15 protein-coding genes are annotated in these 18,960 nt (G+C 52.9%); all 15 read right to left on the bottom strand.

Features of this window, described 5'->3' with window-relative positions; translation table 11 throughout:
• Positions 1 to 57: 57 nt before the first annotated feature.
• On the bottom strand, positions 58 to 1,599 hold the full coding sequence (locus IAI47_RS11340; protein WP_008926146.1) for a glutathione ABC transporter substrate-binding protein: 1,542 nt from the start codon (positions 1,597 to 1,599) through the stop codon (positions 58 to 60).
• Positions 1,600 to 1,624: 25 nt separating this feature from the next.
• Positions 1,625 to 3,487: an ABC transporter ATP-binding protein gene (locus tag IAI47_RS11345; protein WP_008926145.1), complete on the bottom strand. Its 1,863-nt coding sequence runs from the start codon at positions 3,485 to 3,487 to the stop codon at positions 1,625 to 1,627.
• 15 nt (positions 3,488 to 3,502) lie between these two features.
• The gene (gene dgcA / locus IAI47_RS11350; RefSeq protein ID WP_008926144.1) at positions 3,503 to 4,468 is read right to left on the bottom strand and encodes an N-acetyl-D-Glu racemase DgcA; all 966 of its coding nucleotides are present in this window, start codon (positions 4,466 to 4,468) and stop codon (positions 3,503 to 3,505) included.
• Position 4,469: 1 nt separating this feature from the next.
• The gene (gene dgcN / locus IAI47_RS11355; protein WP_008926143.1) at positions 4,470 to 5,477 is read right to left on the bottom strand and encodes an N-acetyltransferase DgcN; all 1,008 of its coding nucleotides are present in this window, start codon (positions 5,475 to 5,477) and stop codon (positions 4,470 to 4,472) included.
• Positions 5,478 to 5,817: 340 nt separating this feature from the next.
• Positions 5,818 to 6,030, bottom strand: coding sequence for a hypothetical protein (locus IAI47_RS11360; protein WP_008926142.1), 213 nt, complete (start codon positions 6,028 to 6,030; stop codon positions 5,818 to 5,820).
• 478 nt (positions 6,031 to 6,508) lie between these two features.
• Complete coding sequence (locus IAI47_RS11365) at positions 6,509 to 7,090, bottom strand: hypothetical protein (RefSeq protein ID WP_008926141.1); 582 nt, start codon at positions 7,088 to 7,090, stop codon at positions 6,509 to 6,511.
• Positions 7,090 to 8,052: a hypothetical protein gene (locus IAI47_RS11370; protein WP_008926140.1), complete on the bottom strand. Its 963-nt coding sequence runs from the start codon at positions 8,050 to 8,052 to the stop codon at positions 7,090 to 7,092. Before IAI47_RS11370 ends, IAI47_RS11365 begins: the two co-directional genes overlap by 1 nt.
• Positions 8,053 to 8,362: 310 nt before the next feature.
• The gene (locus IAI47_RS11375) at positions 8,363 to 8,611 is read right to left on the bottom strand and encodes a hypothetical protein (protein ID WP_008926139.1); all 249 of its coding nucleotides are present in this window, start codon (positions 8,609 to 8,611) and stop codon (positions 8,363 to 8,365) included.
• A 350-nt stretch (positions 8,612 to 8,961) separates the two neighbouring features.
• Positions 8,962 to 9,231, bottom strand: coding sequence for a hypothetical protein (locus tag IAI47_RS11380; protein ID WP_008926138.1), 270 nt, complete (start codon positions 9,229 to 9,231; stop codon positions 8,962 to 8,964).
• Between the two features lie 14 nt (positions 9,232 to 9,245).
• Positions 9,246 to 13,637, bottom strand: coding sequence for an RHS repeat-associated core domain-containing protein (locus IAI47_RS11385; RefSeq protein WP_187961128.1), 4,392 nt, complete (start codon positions 13,635 to 13,637; stop codon positions 9,246 to 9,248).
• A 3-nt stretch (positions 13,638 to 13,640) separates the two neighbouring features.
• A complete protein-coding gene (locus IAI47_RS11390) occupies positions 13,641 to 14,081 on the bottom strand; it encodes a DcrB-related protein (RefSeq protein ID WP_008926136.1) in 441 nt (146 codons plus the stop codon).
• A gap of 58 nt (positions 14,082 to 14,139) precedes the next feature.
• Positions 14,140 to 14,571: a hypothetical protein gene (locus IAI47_RS11395; RefSeq protein WP_223296452.1), complete on the bottom strand. Its 432-nt coding sequence runs from the start codon at positions 14,569 to 14,571 to the stop codon at positions 14,140 to 14,142.
• A gap of 17 nt (positions 14,572 to 14,588) precedes the next feature.
• The gene (locus tag IAI47_RS11400) at positions 14,589 to 15,185 is read right to left on the bottom strand and encodes a hypothetical protein (RefSeq protein WP_223296451.1); all 597 of its coding nucleotides are present in this window, start codon (positions 15,183 to 15,185) and stop codon (positions 14,589 to 14,591) included.
• Complete coding sequence (gene tssI, locus IAI47_RS11405) at positions 15,163 to 17,880, bottom strand: type VI secretion system tip protein TssI/VgrG (protein ID WP_187961129.1); 2,718 nt, start codon at positions 17,878 to 17,880, stop codon at positions 15,163 to 15,165. Before tssI ends, IAI47_RS11400 begins: the two co-directional genes overlap by 23 nt.
• Positions 17,881 to 18,071: 191 nt before the next feature.
• Positions 18,072 to 18,869: a hypothetical protein gene (locus IAI47_RS11410; protein WP_008927160.1), complete on the bottom strand. Its 798-nt coding sequence runs from the start codon at positions 18,867 to 18,869 to the stop codon at positions 18,072 to 18,074.
• Positions 18,870 to 18,960 lie beyond the last annotated feature (91 nt).

An 18,960-nucleotide genomic window follows, 5' to 3' on the forward strand; every position in this document is an offset into this window, starting at 1 on the left:
GACTGGCCTCCTCACGTCTCCGCCCCGATCCAGAGTGGTGACGAGAGAAGAACCGTCTTATTTAAAGGACGCCTGAGTGAACAGGAAATTGCCATCAGGCAGCATTGAAACGCCGCTCAGGGTGCTACGCTTGCCCACCAGGTTATCTGGCGTACCAAGGAACGCCACCGGCGCTTCTTTCCACAAGACCTTTTGCGCCTGTGCATAGGCAATGCCGCGCTTTGCCGGATCGGCCGTCGCCAGCCCGGCTGCAATCGCTTTGTCTGCGTCAGGATTACTGAAGTAGGAGACGTTATAGGAGGTCGGCACCCAGGATTCGGTGGCAAACAGCGGACGCAGCGCCCAGTCGGCATCGCCTGTTGAGGTCGACCAGCCACCATAATAGAGGTCAAACTCGGCCTTTTTCGGGTCCTGTACACCCCACAACTTAGCGTTGCGCGTGCCGGAATCCATCGGCGTCACCGTGGCCCGAATGCCTGCCGTGGTCAGTTGCGCTTTCAGCACCTGAGCGGCACGCACGCTGGCCGTGGCATTGGTCACCCAGAGCTTAAGATCAAGACCATTCGGATAGCCTGCCGCTTTCAGCAAAGCTTTGGCCTTGTCCGGCGCATAACTGTACTCAGGATCGGTTTGTTTCTGGTAGAACTGTACGCCTTCCGGTATAGCGGATGTGGCAGGTTTACCCAGACCGGCAAAGGCCACTTTCAGCCACAGATTACGGTCAATCGCATAGTTGATGGCCTGACGCACCCGAACATCCGCCAGCGGCTTGTGCTGCGTGTTGATCGCCATGTAATAGAGATAAATGCTCGGATCGCGCTGAATGGAGAGATGGCTGTCCTGTTTCACGGCGGCGATCAGGTCTGAAGGCAGTGGCCAGATGGCATCCACCTGCCCCGATTTTAATGCGGCGACGCGTGTCGCATCTTCCGGACTCGGCGAGAAGATGACATGGTCAACTTTAGGCCATCCCTTCTGCCAGTAACCGTCATACTTCGCCAGCGTGACCGCTTTGCCCGGTGTCCAGTTAACAAATTTAAACGGACCGGTGCCGACCGGATGCAGTCGCAACTGCGCTTCGTCCGGGTATTGCTTAAGAATGGATGGACTCCACATCACCGCCGAAGGATGCGCCAGCGTGTTGATAAAGGCCCCGAACGACTGATTCAGATCGATTTTTACCTGGTCGGGTGCCATTACCGTGACCTTATCGATCATTTTGTAGAGGCTATTACGCTTCAGCCCTTTTTTCTGATCTGCCAGACGATCAAGGTTCGCTTTGACGGCTTCGGCATCCAACGGGGTACCGTCCTGGAAAGTGACACCTTTGCGCAGCGTCAGCGTAAATTCGGTTGCACTGTCATTAGAGGTATAACCGGTCGCCAGCCAGGGCTGCAGCTTCATCGTGGGATCAAACTGAAACAACCGCTCAAAGATGCCGCTCTGCACCGAGTAGCTGACATTATCTGAGGTGTCATGTGGATCCAGCCCCGTGATATCGGCATACATTGAAATGCGCAGATCCTGTGCCTGCGCAGTCATGACCAGCGTCGTCGTCAATGCGAGGGCTAGCGAAGTACGGCGAAACAGCGTTTTCATAGATTCTCCTGGTCGTTGAGGATAATTACAATGCAATGCCGTCAGCGACCCAGTGCTGGGGCGCAACCTGGCGATAACGGGGTTTAGTGACCGTTTCACCCACCTTACGCAACGGCGAGGGAATTTCGCTGTCATCGAAAAGACGGGGCTGACGGTTCTCTGGATCGGCAACCGGCACGGAGGCCAGCAGACGTTGGGTATAGGGATGTTGCGGCTGATTAAAGACCGACTGACGTGGTCCCAGCTCCACAATCTGGCCGAGGTACATCACCGCGACGCGATTCGCAATACGCTCCACGACCGCCATATCGTGAGAGATGAAAATCCATGCCACGCCCGTTTGCTGCTGCAGGTCCATCATCAGATTGACCACCTGCGCCTGAATTGAGACATCCAGCGCCGATACCGCCTCATCCGCAATAATCACTTTCGGTTTCAGCGCCATAGCGCGGGCAATGGCAATACGCTGACGCTGACCACCCGAGAATTCGTGCGGATAACGACGTGCATGCTCTGGCAGGAGACCGACGCTCTTCAGCAACGCATCAATCTGTGGGGAAGCCTGTTCCAGTGAAGAGACCATGCCATGTAACAGTAACGGCTCGGCAATGGTAAAACCCACTGTCAGGCGGGGATTCAGTGAGGCATAAGGATCCTGAAACACCATCTGGATTTCACGGCGCAGCGGCTGGAACGCGGCCTCTTTCAGGTCAGAGATTTCCTTTCCTTCAAAATGAATGCTTTCAGCTTCACTGTTGATGAGGCGCATCAGCGCCCGTCCGGTGGTCGATTTGCCGCAGCCGCTTTCACCCACGATGGCCAGGGTTTCACCGGGCCACAGACTGAAATCAATCTGTTCCACTGCATGCACATGATGCGTAAGGCTTGAAAAGATGCCGCTGCGGATCGGGTAATAGACTTTCAGGCCGCGCACATCCAGCAGCGGCGCAACGTCATAGCGAGCGGTTTGCTGTTCGCTTTGCACAGCCTCGCGCGCACCCGGCAGAGGAAAGCGTTGCGGCCACACGTGTTCCCGCATATCGCCGAGTTTTGGCACTGCCGCCAGTAACGCCTGAGTATAAGCGTGCTTTGGGCCGGCAAAAATCTCAGATACGGTTCCCTGTTCAACCACTTCGCCACGCAGCATGACCACCACGCGATCGGCGATTTCCGCTACCACGCCCATATCATGGGTGATAAACAGCACCGCCATCTGTTTCTCGCGTTGCAGGTCACGCAGAATATGAAGAATGCGCGCCTGAACGGTGACATCCAGCGCAGTGGTCGGCTCATCAGCAATCAGGAGTTGCGGGTCACAGGCAAGGGCCTGCGCAATCATCACACGCTGCCGCATGCCGCCTGACAGCGAGTGCGGATAGCTTTTCATGACGCGATCCACATCGGCGATTCGCACCTGTCGCAGCAGTTCACGCACGCGCGCATGGGCCTGCTTTTTGTCACACAGATGGTGATCGCGTAATGCCTCTGTAAGCTGATCATCAACGCGCAGCACCGGATTCAGCGACGTCATGGGCTCCTGAAAGATCATCGCCATTTCACGGCCACGCAGTGTGCGGCGCTGAGCGTCATCCAGCGTTTCTAAGGCATGCACGTTTCCGCTCCGGTCGCAAAACTGCATACTGCCGCGATCGATACAGCCGTTATTTGCCAGCAGGCCCATCACAGCCAGCGACGTGACCGATTTACCGGAGCCGCTTTCGCCCACGACAGCGACAATTTCACCCGGATGAATGGCAAAACTGATGCCTTTGAGTGCCTGATTTTCACCACTGCGTCCATGAAACGAGACGCTGAGATCCTGAATCGCCAGCACGGGGGATGGCAAGGCAGCGCGGGTTGCAGGAGAAGTACGTTGTGTGTCCGTCATCGTCGCCTCGCAGAGTTATAGCCAGATGCGGCCTTCGGAGTAGCTCAAAAAAGGAGAACTGTCGGCGGCAAGCCAGATGGGGCCATCCAGATCGACGAACTCTGCGTTAACCGCGACGGGCAATGCCGCTTCCATGGCCAGTGACGAGCCCAGCATGCAACCGACCATGATGCGCATATTCAGCGTCCGGGCTTCATCCGCCATCGCCAGCGCTTCCGTCAGGCCACCGCACTTATCCAGCTTGATGTTGATCATTTCGTAACGATCGCGTAATCCGGCAATATCCGCCCGCGTATGGCAGTTTTCATCGGCACAGACCGGTATGGGATGCTTAAAGCGTTGCAGGTCATGATCCTGTCCAGCGGGAAGGGGTTGCTCGACCATCGCAATATTGAAGGCCTTCAATGCCACCAGCAGGCTTTCAAGGTCCAGCCCCGACCAGGCTTCATTGGCATCGATAATGAGCGTGGCATGCGGTGCCGCCGCACGAATCGCCGCCACTTTTTCCAGAATCTCACTGCGGTCGAGCTTAATTTTGAGCAGGATGGCGCCACGTAACACGGCATCCGCCGCCGCGAGAGCCATATTTTCCTGCGTATCCAGGCTAAGGGTTTCTGCCGTAATGACTGACTCAGGCTGAGAGCACGCACTCATTTTCCACAGCGTCTGATTCGCCCGGGCGGCATCCAGTCGCCACAGCGCACAGTCCAGCACGTTGCGCGCTGAACCGGCGGGTAAACGGTGTTGCAGATCATGACGGCTCAGGCCCGACTCTACCTCAGTACGAACGGCTTCGAGCATGGCCTGAACGCTCTCCGGCGACTCATCGTAACGCGCCGTCGGGGTACATTCGCCCTGCCCGATGAAACCCTCCTGCTCCAGTGTGACCCGGATGACCGTCACGGCGGTTCGGGTACCGCGTGCGATAGCAAAGGGTCGCGCCAGCGGCAGCTCCACCACCTCAATCTGCAACTGTCGCATTTCAGCCACGCTCCTGAAGCAGTGCGGCGATCTCATCAATACCAAAGCGCACCGGATCCGTGGCCGGTAAGCCGAACTCAGCGCTGATTTCGGCGCAATAAGCGAGCGCCTCTTCTTCACTGTAATTGGAGGTGTTGATTGCAAAGCCAGCGAGCTGAACCGACTCACTGGTCACCTGCGCGGCACGCAGATTGGCTTCCACGCACGCCTGCAGGCTGACCATGGGCTGGTGTGGCAAATGACGCATATGGGGACGTCCCATTTCATGACACATCACCAGCCAGTGTGGTTGCGCACCGTGCATCAGCCCCATACTCACGCCCGCATAGGAGGGATGGAACAATGAGCCCTGCCCTTCAACGATATCCCAGTGGTCCTCGTCATTCGCCGGTGACAGCGCTTCTGCGGCACCGGCAATAAAGTCAGCGATGACCGCATCCACAGCAATACCCTCCCCTGCGACCAGAATACCGGTCTGCCCCGTGGCACGGAAATCGGCTTTCATACCGCGCGCGCGCATCGCCGCTTCCAGCGCCAGAGAGGTGTACATCTTGCCCACTGAGCAGTCCGTACCCACCGTCAGTATCCGCTTACCTGAACGCTTCTTACCGCTGCCCACACTGAGCGCCGGACGCATATGACGCAGGTCAAACAGCGCAACACCAGCAACCTGCGCAAGCGCGACCAGTTCCGGTTCGTCCACCAGCCGATGGTGCAGACCACTGGCCACATTCATGCCTGCCTGAATGGCACTTTTAATCGTTTCCAGCCAGTGTGCAGGCAGATAGCCGCCGGCATTAGCTGTGCCTAGTACCAGCGTTTTCGCGCCACGTGCTTTGGCGCCGGGAATATCCAGTTCATCCAGACCCAGACTGACCGTGCAGCCCGGCAGTTTAATTTCGCCAACGCACTGCTCCGGCCGCCAGATATGAATACCGCGCGCCGTTTTTGCCGCGAGGGGATCGGTAACATCGCCAAGAAAGAGTAAATAGGGTTGTGGGATTAGCATGTTGTCTCTCGTTTCAGCCAAAAGATCAGGTTCTGAAACCACTATTTCATGCGTTCTGAAAGGTGACGAATGCTTGTTTAGCAGGAGGGTATAACAGCAGGTTATAGCCAGAGGGAATAGTGATGATGGGTGGGTTTTTCAGGGGGTTTGGCACAGGGAATGGGTTCAAGCAAGGGGTGGGTCATAGGAAAAAGATTGTATTCGGGGAGAAGGGATGGATATGGGCAAGGGGAGGAAATGGTTTATCCAGCACTTAATGCCACTGGTAGATTTGAAAAGTCGAACTACAGAAACATAGTTTTGCCGCCTTTGGAGTTAGTGAAATCACAAAATAATCAGCTCACTGCTGGCAGTTTATTTTATCTCTAACTTGAGTGCGAATGATTACTTCATAAGCGTCTTGTTCGCATAGCCTGGCTTTATTAAACTCTTCTTCGCTTATCTCAGACTTAACATCTTTATTAGAAATCCCACCAGCATCATAGTTGATAAAATACTTTCCATCCTCTTGGGTAATAAACATGCCGTAGCCACTAAATATAGTCTTTCCCATCATTTACTCCTTTCTTTAAACTATATTAATAAAAAATTCATTTACTGACTTTGTGATCTATAATTTCATCTGGAATTCACCCAAAAGTATATACGCCAGGCGGCCAAAAATTATTTGCACCCGTCTCATGCCATATAGAATACGCAGGTTCTGCTGAACTACTGATTTTCGCTGGGTGGACTCGCAATTCAGCGGGTTGCCTGCGCTATACCAGAGTCGTTGTTCCTTAACTGCCTGCGCACCTTCCTGCGACAATAACCAACTGCCGTTATCGTATTTCTATCATGTCTGGCTGAACGTATATCATCACGATTTTCAAGGCTCAGGACGTTACTGTAATCGAAGTCGCGCCGAAGAAACCTGAATTTTGCATGGCAATCCTCATTATCGAAATCTATCAACGACAGGTCTGATAGAAAAAAAGAAAAGATTCGCGGAAGGGGTATTCCGCGATAACAGCCCTACAGACCCGTATGGGTTATTTCATGCGACGCTGCCGGGCGACGCTGGCAAGGCGTTGTGTCCGGCAGTAAATGGCAAACAGGACGAAACCCTGCCCATTCAGTACCCAGCGAGCACCCACTAAAGCAGCGAGTGCCAGAATCAGCCACAGGCCCGAGTGGCTAGCAGTAACAACGCTGTAGCTCAGGAGTAAAACAGTCGATATAAGCAACATTGCACAGACATAAGCCAGTCCCGCCACACCCGCTGTATGGCCTCGCGCAAGCAGGTAACTGGACGTGAGTATCGCGCCAATAACAACAATTGAGGGAACAAAAAAACTCAACGCGTGTATCTGTGGACTCAGAGGAGGTAAAGCGTGCAGAAATGTCAGCAGATTAAATGCAAATGCAACCAGTAACAGCATCAGCACAATTGCAACGGGGAAGCCATTTTGCCGGGGCAGCGCCTCAGAAGGCTGTTTAAAATAGCGCTCAAGCTCTGAAGTAGATCGGGCAAGTATGGAATCATCCTGCCGTGCGATTGCCTGATCTATTTCGCGCCCCTGTTGCAGGAGTTCAGTGATATTACGTCCAATAAGCCATGATAAAAATTGCATTAAATTACCGCCAGTGACTGGATTGTTCCCACGATGTAGCGTCCGGTGCGCGGGACGTTACCTGGAGCAGCAATGATACCACTGACAGCACTGCCAGCCACAGCCGCTGCACTGGTGACGACCTGTGCGAGTTGCTTAACAAGTTCTTTTTGCACCGGCTCTACAGGGAAACGTTTTGGATAAAGTCCTGCACGGATGGCGGCTTTGAGCTCTTTATTAGTTATACCCGGGTTTTGTGCCTTGATGATTAATTCAGTAAGCCGCGCCCTGTCCTGCCTTGGATAGTTCCTGAGCCACTCCGTAGCTTTTAAAGAAGAGACCGATTTCATCGCTCGCCATGTTGCCAGGGCTTCTTTTAATGCACCGCCCACACTGGCAAGTGAAATAAGGTCAAGAGACGTTGAAGTGGCAACGTACCACTCCTGAGAGTCCAGCCACGCGACGTTTTCACCACCGTTTTCGACGAGATCATAAACCCGGTAGATACCATTAATACACTGCACACCTGTTGCCGCAGCACCGGCATAACCAATGGCGACAAGCACGCCGCTACTGCCAGCCGTTATCGGCGTTGCTGAAGCACCGATAACCGCCACGCCAGCGGTGATAATCATGGCACCACAGGAAAGAACGGTCGAGGCAATCTCCGTGCCCATTGAGGTCGCGCTGACTGCTTCACTCAGTGACTTGCCCGTATCAGACGCTGTGGCTTGCTTAGGCGTTTTGGTCACAATAAGATGTGTGACGATACCACTTTGGCCATTAGGATGACGCTGACCAGGCCGGACAAGATAACGCTGTGCGCCATCTGCATAGATGATGCCAGCCTGATAAAACTCCCGGGTACAATCCATTGCTGCACCCAGCGCTTTGAAATCAAAATCAGGTGCCCCATAACCGGTTAGTCTCGCGATGTCATAACCCGGTAAGTTATTTTCGGGATTCATTCCTGGCAGGTTCATTTTATCTCCTTATAGGCTCAACAGGGTAAAAAGAGAGTTTTTTAGATATTGAAATGCGAAATGGAAAAACCATTGTTACCGCACCAAAACTTCATATCATTATGCAGGTGATATAATAACAAGCTTACCTTTTTTGATTGCACAAAAAAACAGCCATTCCATTACTCAACTTTGACTCAAAAGCCCTAATAGAGGACTTGCATTCCATATGAAGAAAATATTTTAAAAATAATCATCATCTAAACATGGCAATTAAATACCCACTGTAAAGCGAAGCACAACTCGACATTCACTTGAATTAATTCAAGCATCACTGCCAAAAATTAAATAACTGCTTCCAGATTTCCATCTCCTCATCTGTAGGAAGACTAAAATCACCCATAACCTTACGATAATTCATAAAACAAACATCTATAGCCCGTATTGAAACTGTTTTATTTTTACGACTACCATCAATGATAGCGTTCATCTCCTCACGATACTCTTCATTTTTAATCCTTTTTTGGAAAAATGTTTCAAGAAAATCTAAAACCTCACTGTAGGAAAAAAAATCTATCATTCTCTCTCCGGTAAAATATCGATTTTATCGAACTCTATTGCCCTATGACCAGCATACATCTGTTGGATATTTACAGCACCATATCATGGAAGCTGATCATACTGTAGTAAACAATGGATGTAAGATTATTTATAATTATATTTAATTTAAGAATAACAATTTCCAATCTAATTAGAATAAAGTGACAACTATCACATTCTAGTCAGTAAAAAGAAACAAAGCCAATAAAACTTAGTTAAAGCACTCTCTTATTTTACTAAGTATACAACAATATAAAAAGGTATAAGCGCAACCACAGGATTCGCCCACCTCTTTTCATTAAGGCAAAGCCATTAATACTAAAGCAAGAATTAGTTGCTATCCAAATATGCATCGACAGACTTTTCAATTTTGCTCATTACATCCGTTATTGCATGGAGGTAATCGTTATACATCTCAGCATAGCGACGCGGAAAACCTCTTAAAGGATTATTCATAATACTGTTATTCATAACTTTAACTTTAAGCAACTTCAACTCATCAATAAATACTATTAACCTCCCTTTATTTTCGCCATTCATAACTCCTTCTATGTAAGAAGATGTCTTATCTATTTCAACCAATAGTTGTTGCTTGTTCATAGTTAATTTCTCAATTATAAAAATCTAACATCAGTTATCCAACTGACAGGATATCCGTGCGGAAGCAGTATCTGGTCCACCCCACCCTCAAGAACTGCACCAGATTTCATAATCTGCTTCTCAACTTTCCCAATCTGAAGAATCGTTCCTTTCGGGATTTTTAAAGTTGCCTCGAATTGTCTGGTATTTTTCCATTCCGGTAAAAGTGCAGCATCTATTTTCGCCTGAATTTTATTCAGCGCCGGAGATGTACCAACAAATGAGCCATCTATTTTCGCATTACCACCAAAAACGCGATACAAGGTCACATCCTCAGTTGTTAAAACTGTTTTATATTCTCCATCTTTGAAAGAATCCCTTATCCAATCAGGTAATTCTGCCTTATCAATTTCTTTATACTTTCCTTTAAGACTACACCTACTCAACCCCCACGGATCCACCCATCCCAGCGCATTCGGCGCATACTGGTAAAGGTTAATCCCGCCCGCCAGCCCTATCGGGTCCTGCTGGGTGAACCGGCCGCTGTCCGGGTCATAATAACGAAACAGATTGTAGTGCAGTCCGGTTTCCCGGTCCAGGTACTGGCCCTGCATACGCAGGTTCTGCTGAATGATAGGCATCCGCTGGCTGGACTCGCGTAGCAGTTTGCCCCACGGGCTGTTGATCCCTTCCCAGGCTTTTTGCCCTTCACTGTCGGTCAGCAGCTCCGGCATCCCGTTGGCCGCATTATGAAACCAGTAAATCTCCGGGCTTTCAACACCATCAATACGGGCCAGCGGTTCATAGCTCTGGCTGTCGCTGTAAACATAGGTCAGCGGAGTGCCGTCGTGGATTTCCTGCAGCAGGCGGTAGCCTTCCCACACAAAACGCGTCGTTACGACGTTGCCAGATGGTCTTCCCTGTAACAGCTGCTGGCTGGTTTTACTGATGCGGCGTCCCAGCGGATCGTAGCGGAAACTCACCTTAGTGCGCGGCTTATTACGGTCCCGTGGCTCGCTGATGACGTCCGTCAGGCGATGCTCACCATCGTAGCGATATCGCCAGCGGGTCTGACCATCATCCTTCTCAGTGGTACGGCCATGAATATCATATTGCCAGCGGATACCGTTCAGTTCTGTGACACGGTTATGCATGACATGAGCGGCACTATGGCGATCCAGCGGGTTGCCTGCGCCATCCCAGCGCCACTGCTCATTACCCGGCTGCGCGCCCTCCTGAGACAAGAGCCGGCCGGCGTTATCGTAGTTCCATAATGTCTGGCTGAACGGATTATCGTCGCGCTCTTCACGGACCAGGTTGTTGCCGTAATCGAAGTCACGGCGACGGGACCAGACGCGCGGTGCAGGACGCTGTGCGTCTCCCCTGAACACGTCACGGTGGCGCAGCCTGCCTAACCGATCATACTCACTGCGCATGGTCAGGCCGCCCTGCGTCCGGCTCAGTTCCCGGTGCAGCGTGTCACGGGTAAACTCGGTGACCGGCAGGTTGTCTAACGCGATGCTCAGTAAATGACCGCTGCCGTAGTAAAGCTGCCTGAGATTGCGACCATCCGGCAGGGTTAAGGCTGTGCAGTTACCCAGCGCGTCATACTCCCATGCCAGTTCGCCCTGCTCTCCCTGTTCAGCAACGATGCGGCCCAGCGCATCATATTTAAAGGTGATCTCCTGCTCGGCCTGCTGGCTCCACTCGGTGTCTGAAAGCGGCAGATGCTGCGACACTTTACCCAGCTGACCGCCACCGCTGTAGTGATAACGCGTCTGGCCTTCCGGCGTGGTCCGCGCCAGCAGTTGTCCCGCACGGCTCCAGTGATAGCGATGGGTGATGGACTGAGGATGCCAGGCGGCAAAGGTACGTGATACCGTGCGGCCCGCTGCGTCATAATCATATCGCGTTGCAACGCCATCCAGCCCGATCTGAGCCAGCAACAGAGAATCCGCGCCCCACTCGAACTGATACTGCTCGCCGTTCTCGTTTTGCAGCGCCGTCAATCGGCCACGGCTGTCCCAGCTTCGCTGAACCGTCTCACCCTCTGCATTGCGGCTGGCGATCAGTCGCCCGACGTTGTCGTAACGGAATTCACTGCGCTTGCCATCAGCCGATTCATAGGCCAGCGGCAGTCCACTTTCACTCCAGTGCAACCGCTCTTCCCATCCTTCTGCGCGTTCCAGCTGAAGAGGACGGCCTGCTGCGTCATAGTGATAACGGGTTTCTTCACCATCCGGCGCGATGACAGAGCTGAGCCATCCCAGGGGATGATAACGGTAGCGCGTGGTCAATCCTGAACAGTCGGTTTCACGGATAACCTGGCCGGCATCGTTAAACTCCCGGCGGTAGCTGTTACCCGCTGCGTCGATCTCCTCGACAACCAGTCCGAATTCATCCCGTTTATAGAGCGTGCTTTGCCCGAGCGCATCAACAACGCGCTCAAGGCCATGATGGGGATCGTAATAGTACTTCGTGGTGGAACCGTCTGCTCCGGCAACCACTGTCGGCAGCGAACGGTGGGACAGCCATTGCACAGCCTGCACACCGCCGTCAGCATCTTTCTCTTCAATGCGGTTGCCCAGATCGTCATAGGTGAAGCTCACCGCGTTGCCCAGCGGATCGATGCGGCGCGTCAGGAGTTCGTTTTCATCCCACTCGTAGCGCCACTTCTCGCCCCGCTCGTCGATAAAACAGGTGATGAGGCACGCGGCATTCCAGTGGTGTTCGCGCTGCTGGCCGTCATAGGTCGACACGCGCGTGATGCCCGCCTCGAGATCGTAATGCATGTGGCAGCCATCACCGGTATTGGTGCGGTTCTCTACCACGCGCCAGTGATCCAGCTTCTGCCAGCGATATTCGCTTTCCAGCCCGCCGGGCAGCTGATGCCAGACCATTAACCCGTCGTCGTTGTACCGGAAGCGCCGCGACACAACGCCAGCCGCATCAGTAACGCTGGCAAGTTGGCCCTGTTCAGTGTATGTCCAGCGCGTCAGAGGCCAGTGTTGATCGCCATCAAAATGGCTGGCTGATGTCGGGCGCCGCGCGTGATGTTTGTCGTCGTAGTGCAGCGTAACGTCGATCGCCAGCGGCGCGTCATGAATACGCACCAGACGAGCCTGTTCATCCCAGCCCATCTCCAGGGCGTTGCCGTACTCATCACTCAGTGAAGCCAGACGCAGCACCTGCGGATCAGCAGCCGTGCGTCGGTATAGACGCCAGACCGCACCGTCGTCATCGGCAATGGCGATATCGCCTGACTCGTTGCGCCGCACCATCAACCCTTCGCTGATGCTGTAGAGCACCTCTTTTTCACCAGGAACGTCAAAGCTCAGCTCGCGTCCGTTGTCATCAAACCAGGTCGCCCGATTCCCTTCCAGCGTCAGGTAACTGTCAAACACCGTGGCCCAGCCCTGACCGAACAGGCCGGCGCGCTGAGTCAGGCTGTTATAGCTGCGCTGAAAACTAAGCGGGAAACGTCCGGGAAGGGAAAAATCGCGCTCGGCATCATCATTCAGGACTTTGACGCCGGTCGCCGCATGAACCGGGAACAGCGACGAGAAAGCCGCGTTGATGGCCATGTCTGCTGCCATACCGCCCACGGCACCGGCCAGCGCGCAGGGCATGTTTTTGAGGATCTGACTGGGGCGACCACGGATCAGAGAAAGGCCGATCATCATCACAGCCAGGCCTGGCACCTTGCCGCTTTTGATCTCTCTGACCGTGACCGTTTCACCACCAATGATGACATTGGGGGACACATCGTCGCTTACAGTTGCATCGCAGGTGGTTTTATCCTTTGCGCGCACCGCAGGCTGGCCATTGATAAAGACGCTTTTGGATCCCTGCGCCAGATATTGCGGTCCACTGTGTTTTTCACAGGCCACTTTGTCCTGCTCCAGCGGAGAGGTGCCCGCATCGGCGGAGGCGACCGTAGGTTGCCACATTGCACTGCCAAACTGGCCCACCGCAGAGAGCAGCATGCCGCCGTAGTCGGCAAAGCTCTTCGGTGATTGCGGTTCCGGTGGCGGTGTCTCGCCGGGCGTGAGCATCCCGGCCGCGCGCACGGCTAAAAGACCATTTACGTAAACGTTGTCTGAACCGCTGGATATCACACCGGCGGGTGACGGCGGGAATATCATGTTTCCCAGGCCATCGGCCGCTTTGCTGATCTCCTGTGACAGACCCACGGCATTGGCCAGTATACCGCCAAGAATACCGCTGAGCAGGCAACTGTTACCCACGGCAGCGACACTCGCCGCTGCCGCCCCTGTACCCAGCAGGGGCGCTGCCGAGACGATAGCAGCACCCACTGCGGCACCAATGACGGCATACGCCGCACCTTCTGCCACAATGCTGGTGATATCAGCAAAAATGCTGGAGTGAATGATCTCATCGCCCACGCGGGCCGCAGGATTATCCATAAGTTATGCTTTCCGTGGCGTGTTCAGAGTCAGGCTTTGTTTAAAAGCACTCCAGCGCTGTCCGTCTTCTTCATTGAATGGACGCATCGCGGAGAGCGTAAAAATCATTAAGGTGTTCGAGTCCGGCACCTGCGTAGCCAGCTGTTTCTGCCACACGGCCTGCCCATTACGGTCAAACATATTTTCAACTTCAATTGCGTGTAAGGTGTTATCTACACCCGCCATCACGCGTACAAACTCACTCTGCTGGATGTGACCCATCTGACTCCGCAACGTGTCCCACTGACGCTGGAATTCTTTTTCCGCATCACTGCCCTCAGAAATAACACCACGGCTTACAACCCATGCCAGCCCACTGGCTTCGTCGCGGAGAATATTCATGGTGGTGTCCTGCCAGACAGCAGGAAAAAGCGCAAAGGCGCCCTCATTGAATTGGTAATTCATAATAGATTTCCATATGGGGAAAGTAAAAACGGGATGTTATTAACAGCAGAGGAATTAACTATTTATTTTCATCATAATTGGGTGCGATACCAGTATGTGTTTCAACTAATCTGAATTTCTCGACCCAGCCATTAACCTGGTTTCCGTCATTGGCCACATACATTACGCTGTAATACTTTCCATATTCGACGTAAGCATATAATTCATTGCCAGGCACCACAAAAACATCTTTTTCTGCACAACGGCTATCAGGCGCAGAATAAAACTGCAGCCGTCCTGACCCGCCAACCTTGTAGACATTATCTGTATTGTCGAAACGCACGCCTTTTGCGTTGGCAGAATCACTCAACATCGGGCATGCGTTATTGGCAAGCACGGTCAAAGGCAATGAAAAAACTATTAAAGGTAAAAATTTAACCATAACTACTCTGTCATTTTTAACAATAATGATCACATCAGAGATATAACATAATTCAATTCCGCGCAACATATCACGCAGAACCCCTTTCAATCATCCGTATTAATCGTCATCATAATATGACTGACTTTTTTATGCTCTAACTGAAATGACATGCGTTTGTGATCAGCGTCATAATATAACCAGTGCTGGTTATCACTGTCATCCACTGTGCCCTGACCATATTTACTGACCAGCACATCCTGACTGTCACCAATTTCTACACCTCTGGCTGTTTTGATCGCAGGCGTGTTGATGGTGATCTGTGCAATAAGATAGCTGTCGATATCACGCTGCTCTTTTTGCCAGAACAGGTTTGCAGTGTAGATTTCAAAACCATCATATTTGTGCTGGTAGTACTTATAGCTGATGTCACCGGCAGGCACATCGCCAACAAAGTTTTCACTAATCTGCGCGCCCACCTGCTTCTGAGTTTCATCGCTCCATTTATCACCTAATGTAAAAGGATGATTATTGATTTTCACGCTAAAGTCAGCGGCTGTTAAGGCTGCAGGGGCCGTAAGGCTTGCAGCCGCAGTAGCCAGATTTACCTGAACGGCAGGGAACAGCAGCGCAAACGACAACACTGCCTTTCTCATAGAAAAAATCATTTTTATCAGTCCCTTATTTAAACTCAGGTATGTCATAAGAAAGATTCGCATTCGGAAAACTGTCGAACATTTTCTTCATGCTGGTTGTCTGAGCAGTAGCCCAGTTAACATCTGTCGCATACTGATGTGTACCCGGCGAGGCCGGATTCCAGCGCATTTTATACAAAGTATTCTGACCAGAGCCAACAAACTTATCAGATATCCATTTAGCGCCGCCGTCAATCGCCTTTTCCGGCGTTGTCCAGCCCTGCTTATAGGCATAGTTAGCACCGGTTTTTACCGCATTGCCATCAAGCGCGCCGATACCATACATATTGTAAACTTTGGTTCCATTAACCATGACACCTTTAGCTAACTCACTGGTGCCATTTCCCGTCTCCAGCGCGGAATGCGCGGCCAGGTATGCCTCATTGACATTATATTTTTTAGCTGCATCCAGGTAAGTTTGTTCCTGACCGGACAGCGTGCCTTTATCTTTAAGGAAAGTGCTCATATCCTCTTTGCTAATTCCGGCTGAGGAGGAAAGATCCACAAACTGATATTTGTCTTTGCCTTCCATGTGGTTGGCAGGATCGACATATTTTTTAATATCATCCTCGGTTGCGTTTACAAAGCCTTTTTTGGTTTTATCCCATTTCACTGGCGTGGCTTTAAGTCCTTTTTGCTTTTTGACCATTTCATCTACCGAGTAGTCATATTTGCTCTTCTTATCGCCAGAAGCAGAATTGGCCAACGGTGCAGCCGCCCCTTTCGCCGGTGCCGCCGCAGCCTTTGGTGCAGCGGGCGCGGCCTGGCCTTTTTGCTTCGGCGGGAATAGGTTCTCCACCGCCTGGCTGATGTTCTGTTTATGACTGGAGCCCGGTGCGCTAGTGCCTGGCTTCGCACCATCTGTGTTCAGGTTAAGTTTGCCGCCAGAGGTGGTGATATGACCATCGCCCTGCACGAAAATATTGAAGCCTTTACCCACAATATTAATCTGGCCATTCGCATTGAGTTCGATAGCGCTCTCTCCGCATTCAAGGCGAAGTTTAGTGCCCGAGCCCACAACATAGGTATCGACTACCGCATCAAGTTTGCCTTTACCGGTCAGCCGCTCTTCGCCCCCTTTAACACCGTGAACACGATTGGTTTCGACCCGATACAACTCATTGCCGCCCGCATAATGGCTGTGATTGTTGGCGACGGAATGGCTGGCGTCATTTTTAACATGGGTATCCATGTTCTTCTGCGCCTGGATCCACAGGTGTTCCTCACCCGCCTTATCCTCAAACCTCAGCGCGTTCGCGGTGTCCGCCGTGCCATCCTTCGACCGGCTTAAAAAGCCCATCTGCGTCGCCGCCGCCGGCAGCGCCCACGGCGGCATGCTCGCCTCGTTATACACCCGGCCGATGATCAGCGGACGGTCCGGATCGCCGTTGATGAAGTCCACCACCACCTCGTCGTTGACCCGCGGGATCTGCACCCCGCCGAACCCCTGACCCGCCCAGGCGCTGGAGACGCGCACCCAGCAGGAGCTGGTGTCGTCGCCCTTCGCCAGCCGGTCCCAGTGAAACTTCACCTTCACCCGGCCGTAGCGGTCGGTCCAGATCGACTCGCCTTTCGGCCCCACCACCTTCGCGGTCTGCGGGCCGTGCGTTTTCGGCCACGGCGTCTCCGGCGGCGTGCGGTACGTCACCGACGACGGCAGCACCGTGAAGCTGATGTTGTGACGGCTGTCACTGGTGTCGCCGCTGGCGTAACTGTTCTCGGCGAAGTCATAGGTCGCCGAGGTCACCAGATATTCGCCGTTGTCGCTGAAGTGCGGCGCGTTGATGATGGCGAAGGTGAAGCCAGGCGCGATGCCGGTGGCGGTGCCCGACCCGCTGACGCTGTGGTGCTCGGCCTGCCACACCTCCTGACGGATGCGCGCGTAGGACTCGCCGTGGCTGTGGTCGACAAAGTGACCCGGCCAGTCGTAGACGTCCACCGAGCCCGGCACCGGCGACGCCGGGTTCTGCCGCGCCTGCAGCATCCACGCGTTCGGCTTGCGGAAGTCGTAGTCGTCGGTGCTGTAGATGCCCGGCGTCACGCTCTCCGCCAGCGACCACTGGCTGATGCCCTCTTCCGTCACCACGCCGCCCGACGGGGTGACGTGATAGGCGATGGTCTCATAGCCCGGAAACGCCTGGTGCTGGTCCGGCGCGTCGCACAGCACCAGCGTATGTTTGTCCGCCTCGTGGCGGAAGAAGTAGTAAATCCCCTCCAGCTCCATCAGGCGGCTGATGAAGTCCAGGCTGCTCTCCTGATACTGAACGCAGTACTCCCACACCCGGTAGTTGCCCGCCAGGCGCGTCTCCACGCTGACCGCGTACTCCTTCAGCAGCGTCTGCACAATCTGCGGCACCGTCTGGCTCTGGAAGATGCGCAGGTTGCGGTCGCGCTGCATCGGCCACAGGTCCGGCTCCACCGTAAGCTGGTAGACCGCGTAGCGGGTGCCGCTCAGCTCCTGGCTGCGCACCGCCACCCGGGTGATTTTGCCGTTGAGGTAGCGCGGGCTCAGCGCGTTCATCAGGCCGTCGGTGGGCAGCGTAAACGTCACCGGCTTGCCCAGCAGGGCGTGACGGTCGATGCGCGCGTCGGTGGCCAGCAGTTCGGCGGTGAGCACAAAGGGACGGGACAGCGTCTCGGTGCCGGTGAGCGTATGGAACAGCAGGCCGTCCGCCGGCAGCTGAGCAGTAATGCGTGAGAACATGATGATTTCCCGGACAGATGGTAATCGGTGAATTAACCCGGGTATTGCCCGAAGTCAGGCAATACCAGAGGGTCAGACAAGCGTCTTTTATTATTGCAGCGGATCATATGACGAGTTAAAAATAGATGCCTCAATACTCATTGCTACGAGGCGGAATGCCAGCTAAAGATGTGTAACTGGCAAGATTACTATTATTTCACGTTGATATTCAGGGTCGCCAGAATAATTTCTACGCAGCGTTTATTCGCTTCGAAGTGATAACTTTTATCATTTCTGTGCTGCCCTACCAATTCAACGTAGCACCACAAGCCTGAACAATTGAATATATAACTCTGATAAAAGGCGCGCATTTTCTCTTCGTCGCTGTAGAATTCACCTGTACAGGTCGATAATGATCCCAGCGCAGCATTGATATCATTAGGAATGGGTTCCAGCTCGTTTGCCACCAGCGTGACCGAATGCTCATGGTCCCGGAAACGTTGCGTCGACTTTTCAAAAGCATCCTCTGCGGAATGGCATACGGTACCGGAATAAAAGCAAAAATTAATGACCCCGTAATTCACACCATCTATAGTGTGATCGACGATAAGCCTGTTCTCAGCAATAACGCTGGCATGCCAGGAAGCAGGTATTTTAAAAGCGTTTTCCCCATCCAGGTTAACCGAGGTCAGCAACTCCGCCATGGCCAAGTTACTGCGATGCAGCAGATTCCAGTTAACCACTGTAAAATAGATTTCATTGGCAAGCGAAGGATAGTCGCGTGCTGCACAGGACGCTTTTAATAAGAGGTAGTTCCCACCGCCGATCTCCCGATTGTAATCTTTTTGAACAGTGTATCGTGAGATCACTTCGTCACCGGAAGCGTGCGTTTTTAGGGTCAATACATCTGCAAAAATACCGTTTTCTGAGGCCTTACCGACAAGACGGCGGTGCAGAATTTTTTCGCCCATCATGGCGAGTTTTTTAAACAGCCAGTCAGACGCATTCATCTCCCACTGGCAGCGTTCATACGCGGCCCAAACTTCCAGATAAGGTGAGTCATCCGTGGTTAAGTAGCGACCGATATTGGTTAAACCGACA

The organism is Pantoea sp. MT58 (genome assembly GCF_014495885.1).
GTDB classification, from domain to species: domain Bacteria; phylum Pseudomonadota; class Gammaproteobacteria; order Enterobacterales; family Enterobacteriaceae; genus Pantoea; species Pantoea eucalypti.